The sequence below is a fragment of the uncultured Pseudacidovorax sp. genome (genome assembly GCF_913773995.1).
In the GTDB taxonomy this organism is placed as follows: domain Bacteria; phylum Pseudomonadota; class Gammaproteobacteria; order Burkholderiales; family Burkholderiaceae_C; genus Xenophilus.
Genome location: NZ_CAJYES010000173.1, coordinates 1 through 5131, shown reverse-complemented (window position 1 = coordinate 5131; position 5131 = coordinate 1). Strand labels below are relative to the sequence as shown.

The 5131-nt window shown below is 70.3% G+C and carries 5 protein-coding genes; 3 read left to right on the top strand and 2 right to left on the bottom strand.

Annotated features, from left to right (window positions below):
- Positions 1–56: 56 nt before the first annotated feature.
- Positions 57–1472: an MFS transporter gene (locus tag QZ772_RS15965; RefSeq protein WP_295528240.1), complete on the top strand. Its 1416-nt coding sequence runs from the start codon at positions 57–59 to the stop codon at positions 1470–1472.
- Positions 1473–1548: 76 nt separating this feature from the next.
- On the opposite strand, the gene QZ772_RS15960 is transcribed toward QZ772_RS15965, so the two are convergent.
- Both QZ772_RS15960 and QZ772_RS15955 read right to left on the bottom strand, forming a co-directional pair.
- The gene (locus tag QZ772_RS15960) at positions 1549–2943 is read right to left on the bottom strand and encodes an MATE family efflux transporter (RefSeq protein ID WP_295528238.1); all 1395 of its coding nucleotides are present in this window, start codon (positions 2941–2943) and stop codon (positions 1549–1551) included.
- Positions 2940–3527, bottom strand: coding sequence for a DUF2239 family protein (locus QZ772_RS15955; RefSeq protein WP_295528236.1), 588 nt, complete (start codon positions 3525–3527; stop codon positions 2940–2942). The genes QZ772_RS15960 and QZ772_RS15955 overlap by 4 nt, the downstream gene beginning before the upstream one ends.
- A 158-nt stretch (positions 3528–3685) precedes the next feature.
- Between QZ772_RS15955 and QZ772_RS15950 the strand changes: the two genes are divergently transcribed.
- Both QZ772_RS15950 and QZ772_RS15945 read left to right on the top strand, forming a co-directional pair.
- Positions 3686–4357, top strand: coding sequence for a paraquat-inducible protein A (locus QZ772_RS15950; protein ID WP_295528232.1), 672 nt, complete (start codon positions 3686–3688; stop codon positions 4355–4357).
- A gap of 89 nt (positions 4358–4446) precedes the next feature.
- Positions 4447–5103 carry a paraquat-inducible protein A gene (locus QZ772_RS15945; protein WP_295528243.1) on the top strand — a complete coding sequence of 219 codons (657 nt, stop codon included), beginning with the start codon at positions 4447–4449 and terminating at the stop codon, positions 5101–5103.
- The last annotated feature ends 28 nt before the right edge of the window (positions 5104–5131 follow it).

The following is a 5131-nucleotide window of genomic DNA, read 5'->3' as shown; positions in this document are numbered from 1 at the left end:
TGCCCGCCGCCCGACATCTTTTCCATGCATCCCGATCTGGCGGCACGGAGCGGCGCATGACCCCGGCCGCGACCGAGGGTCCGGCCTACGACGGCCTGCCGCAACCGCAGCGCGGCCGCGCGATGGCCGTGATCATCGTGGCCATGATCGTGTCGGTGCTCGACGGCACCATCCTGAACCTGGCGCTGCCGGGCATCGCCCGGTCGCTCGACGCCAGCCCGGCCCATGCGGTGTGGGTGGTCAACGCCTACCAGATCGCCACGCTGGTGCTGCTGTTGCCGCTGGCGCGGCTGGGCGAGCAGATCGGCTTCCGCCGCGTCTACATGGCTGGCATGGCGTTGTTCACGGTGGCCTCGCTGGGCGCGCTGATGTCCAGCAGCCTGGGCTGGCTGATTGCGGCGCGCGCCGTCCAGGGAGTGGGTGCAGCGGGGCTCATGAGCGTGAATGCGGCGTTGGTGCGCCTGACCTATCCGCGCAGCCAGCTCGGCAAGGGCATGGCGATCAATTCGATGGTGGTGGCCGCCTCGTCGGTGGCCGGCCCGTCGGTGGCGGCCGCGGTGCTGGCGGTGGCGGACTGGCCCTGGCTCTTCGCCATCAACATTCCGCTGGGCGTGGCGGTGCTGTGGCTGGGCTGGCGGGCGCTGCCGCCCAACGTCGGCCCGGCGCTGGGCGACCGCATGCGCGTGCTCGACGTGCTGCTCAACATCGGCATGTTCTCGCTCTTCTTCCTGGGTGTGGATCGCCTGGGCGTGCAGGACGGCCAGACGGGCGGGCGCCTCGACGGCTGGCTGTGGCTCGGTGGCGGCCTGCTGCTGGGCGCGGTCTACATCCGGCGCCAGTGGTCGATGCGGGTGCCGCTGTTCCCGGTGGACCTGCTGCGCATTCCGGTGTTCGCGCTGTCCATGGGCACCTCCGTCAGTGCCTTCGCGGCGCAGATGCTGGCCTACATCGCGCTGCCTTTCCTGCTGCTCGATGCCTTCGGCCGCACGCATGTGCAGGCCGGCCTGCTGCTGACCGCGTGGCCGCTGGCCATCGTGGCCACCGCGCCCATCGCGGGCCGCCTGATCGGTCGCGTGCCCGACGGGCTGCTGGGCGGCATCGGACTGGGTCTGCTGGCCGTCGGCCTGTCGCTGCTGGCCTTGCTGCCCGATGCGCCCACCAATGGCGACATCGCCTGGCGCATGGCCCTGTGCGGCGTGGGTTTCGGGCTGTTCCAGTCGCCCAACAACCACACCATCGTGACCGCGCCGCCGCCGCACCGCAGTGGCGCCGCCAGCGGCATGCTGGGGACGGCGCGTCTGACGGGCCAGACCGTGGGCGCCGTCGTGCTCGCCACCATCTTCAGCGTGTGGGATCCGCACCTGCGCACGGGCCCCGAGGTGGCGCTGGGCGTGGCGGCGCTCTTCGCGGCGGTGTCAGGCGTGTGCAGCTCGCTGCGGCTCAAGACGGCGGAGGGTCACGCCACCGCCTGACGAGGGCGCCGGCGTTGCGCGTGGTCGGGACGCATGAGCGTGTGACTGGAAGACCCGGCCATCCGCGAATGGGTCTTCAGACCATCCGCTGGATCTTCTTGTGCCGCCACACGCCGCGGTAGTACGCCGTCTGCATCAGCAGCATGGCGCAGAAGCCCAGCGGATAGGCCATCCAGATGCCCTTGAGCCCGAAGCGGTGGCTCATCCACCAGGCGGCCGGCACCTCCACCAGCAGCACGGCGCCGATGGTGATGGCCGTGGGCACCAGCACCGAGCCGCTGGCGCGCATTACGCCCGCCAAGGCCGAGCCCATGCCGAAGACCACCAGGCTCCACAGCATGATGTGCAGCAGCTGCTGCGCCACCTCGATCACGGCCGGGTCGGTGATGAACAGGCCCATCAACGGCCGCGAGGCCAGGCAGGCGAGCAGCACCAGCCCGCCCGTCAGGGCCAGGTTCATGCCCAGCGCTGTGGCCGTGATGCGGCCCAGCTGATCCGCCTTGCCGGCGCCGATGGCCTGGGCCCCCAGGACCGAGGCCGTGATGGCGATGGAGATGGCCGGGAACTGCACATAGGCGATGACCTGGTTCACCGCGCCGTAGGCCGCCGTGGCGGCCGAGCCGAAGCCGTTGACCAGCGACAGCAGCACCACCGCCGCCAGCGAGACCACGATCATCTGCACGCCGGTGGGCACGCCCACCTTGAGCACCGCGCGCAGCAAGCCCCAGTCGATGCGCAGATGCCGCAGCAGGGCCCGGTTGGGCGCCAGCGGGCTGCCGCGCCGGCGCAGGTGCAGGCCCATCCACAGGCTGGCGAGCACGAAGCCCACCACCGTGGCCCACGCCGCGCTGGCCACGCCCAGTTGCGGCAGGCCCAGCCAGCCGCGGATCAGGGCGGGGGTGAGCAGCAGGCCGGTGGCCGTGGAAATGGCCAGCGTGTAGAGCGGCGTCATGGTGTCGCCCACGCCGCGCAACATGGCGGTGGAGAGCAGGTAGACGAACAGCCCCGGCATGGCGATCAGGATGATGCGGGCATAGGCGGTGGCGTCGGGCAGGATGTCCGGCGGCGTGCCCAGCGCATGCAGCAGCGGCTGTGTGAACAGGCCGCCGAAGACCGCCACCAGCAGCCCGAACACCAGCACCACCGACAGCGCAGTGCCCGCAACGGCCCGTGCCCGCTCGGGTTCGGCCGCGCCCCAGGCCTGGCCGATCAGCACCGAGGCGCCCGAGCCCAGGCCGATCGTGAAGGCGATGAAGAAGAACATCACCGGGAAGAAGCCCGAGACGGCGGCCAGCGCATGCACGCCCAGCATCTGCCCCAGGTAGATGTTGTTGATCGTGCCCGATGCCGACTGCAGTACGTTCGACAGCAGCATGGGCAGCAGGAAGAAGAGGAAGGTCTTCCAGAGCGGACGCGTTGCGGCACTGCCTGCCGGGGCCATGTCCGCATGCGCTTTCAAGGGCGCGCTCATGCCGTCTGCTCCGGCGTGGTGGCCCAGCTGTTCGCCGACAGGTGGCGGGCGTAGCGGGCCACGTCGTCCGGCCAGTCACGGATGTGGTCGGCAAAGCGCGCCTGGTCGCCGGCGAACAGGGCCCGTGCGGCCTCCTCGAAGCCGGGCAGGGCGCTCGCGACGGTGCTCAGGAAGCGGTAGGTCGACTCGCGCGAGGCGCGCAACGCGTCGCGGTCCGCGTAGACGCGGCGGGCATCGTCGACCAGACGGCGCAGCGCCACGGAGGCGCCGCCAGGCTGGCGGCTGAGCCATTCCCAGTGCCGCGGCAGCAGCGTGACTTCGCGCGCCACCACGCCGAGCCGCGGCCGGCCCACGCCACGCGCGTGGCGGGCGCCGCCGGTCGTGTCCGCATCAGCGGCGCAGGGTGTGGCGCAGTCTGGCGGTGCCTCCAGTTCCACCCGCTCGCCGCTCTGGTCGTCGAACACGATGGCGGGCGGGTTGTCCTGTCGGCGGCGCAGTTCGGCAAGCACCGATTCGCGCGGGCCGTGGGCAATTTGCTGGTAGCCGAGAAAAGCCGTCAGCTGCGGCGTACTGGGAGCATCCATGATGCGGTGAATATTACCCGGGCTGAAATCAAGTCCGCAATATGTCCGGGTAAAAATAGCTGAGCCGCAGTCCTACAGCCGTAGTGGCCCGTGGATGCCGCGCGCTGGTGCGCCTGCCGCCCCGCTGACTTCACAGGGTGTTGGCAGAATCCCCGCCGATGAATGTGGTGCCCGATGTGACGGTATGCGAAGGCTGCGACGCGGTGTTCCGCGCGCCGCGGCTTCGCCCCCGCGAGATCGCGCACTGCCCACGCTGCGGCACCGAGCTGGCGCGTCACGCGGGCCAGCAGCGCGAGCGCCTTTTGCCGCTTACGCTGGCCAGCCTGATCCTCTTTGCCATCGCCAATCTCTTTCCCATCGTCGAGATCGAACTGCAGGGCCGCAGCAGCCAGACCACGCTGGCCGGTGCGGTGGTGGTGCTGGCCGGCGAGGGAATGTCGCCCGTCGCACTGCTGGTGCTGGCGACGACCTTGATCTTTCCGCTCGCGCAGCTGTGCATCCTGTTGTATTTACAGGTCGCGCCCCGGGTGTGGAAGGCCGGGCATCACGCCGACGACGTGGCGGGTGGGCCCGCACAGCGCCCGCCCGGCTTCGCCGTGCTGGTGCGTGCGCTGCAGTCGCTGCGGCCGTGGGGCATGGTCGAAGTCTTCCTGCTTGGTGTTCTCGTTGCCATCGTCAAGCTCTTCGGCATGGCGACGGTGGTGCTGGGACCTGCGCTGTGGGCCTTCGTCGGCCTGACGGTGCTGCTGACCACGCTGCTGTCCTTCGATCCGCGCAGCTTCTGGGAAATGGCCTTCGAGCGCGAAGCCGCCGCCGGGGGCGCCCCTTGAAAGGCCGTACGCGTGCCACGCGCGAGCGCCTTGCGCGGCTGGCGGGCCACGCCACGCCGCACCTGCCGGTGGAAGAGGGCGGCGGCGCCATCGTCACCGCACACGATGCCTGCCTGCTCGACTGCCACCGGTGCGGCACCGTGTGGGAAGGTGCCCAGACCGGCGAGCATTGCGGCCGCTGCGGCACGCGGCTTCGTGCCCGCAAGCCGGACAGCCTGCGTCGCGCCTGGGCCTATTTGCTGGCCGCGGCGGTGCTGTACCTGCCGGCCAACCTGCTGCCCGTGATGATCACCAAGAGCCTGCTGGGCACACAGCAGGACACCATCCTGAGCGGGATCATCTTCTTCTGGATCTCGGGCTCCTACGGGCTCGCCGCGCTGATCTTCACCGCCAGCTTCCTGGTGCCTCTTTTCAAGCTGGCCGCGCTGGCCGTGCTGGTGATCACCACGCAGCGCCGCAGCCGCTGGCGGCAACGCGAGCGCGCGCGGCTCTACCAGGTGCTGGAGTTCATCGGGCGCTGGTCGATGCTGGATGTTTTCGTGGTTTCGCTGCTGGCGGGGCTGGTGCGCATCCAGGGCTTTGCCGTGGTGCAGGCTGGCGTGGGGATTGCTGCCTTCGGCGCCGTGGTGGTGCTGACCATGCTGGCCTCGCTGAGCTTCGACCCGCGGCTGATCTGGGACGCGGGCGTACCCGACGACGAGGAGGCCGCTGATCAGGCCGGCCAGAGTGCGCCCGCGAGGGCTTAGGAGTGTGAATGAGTGAACCCGGGCCTCG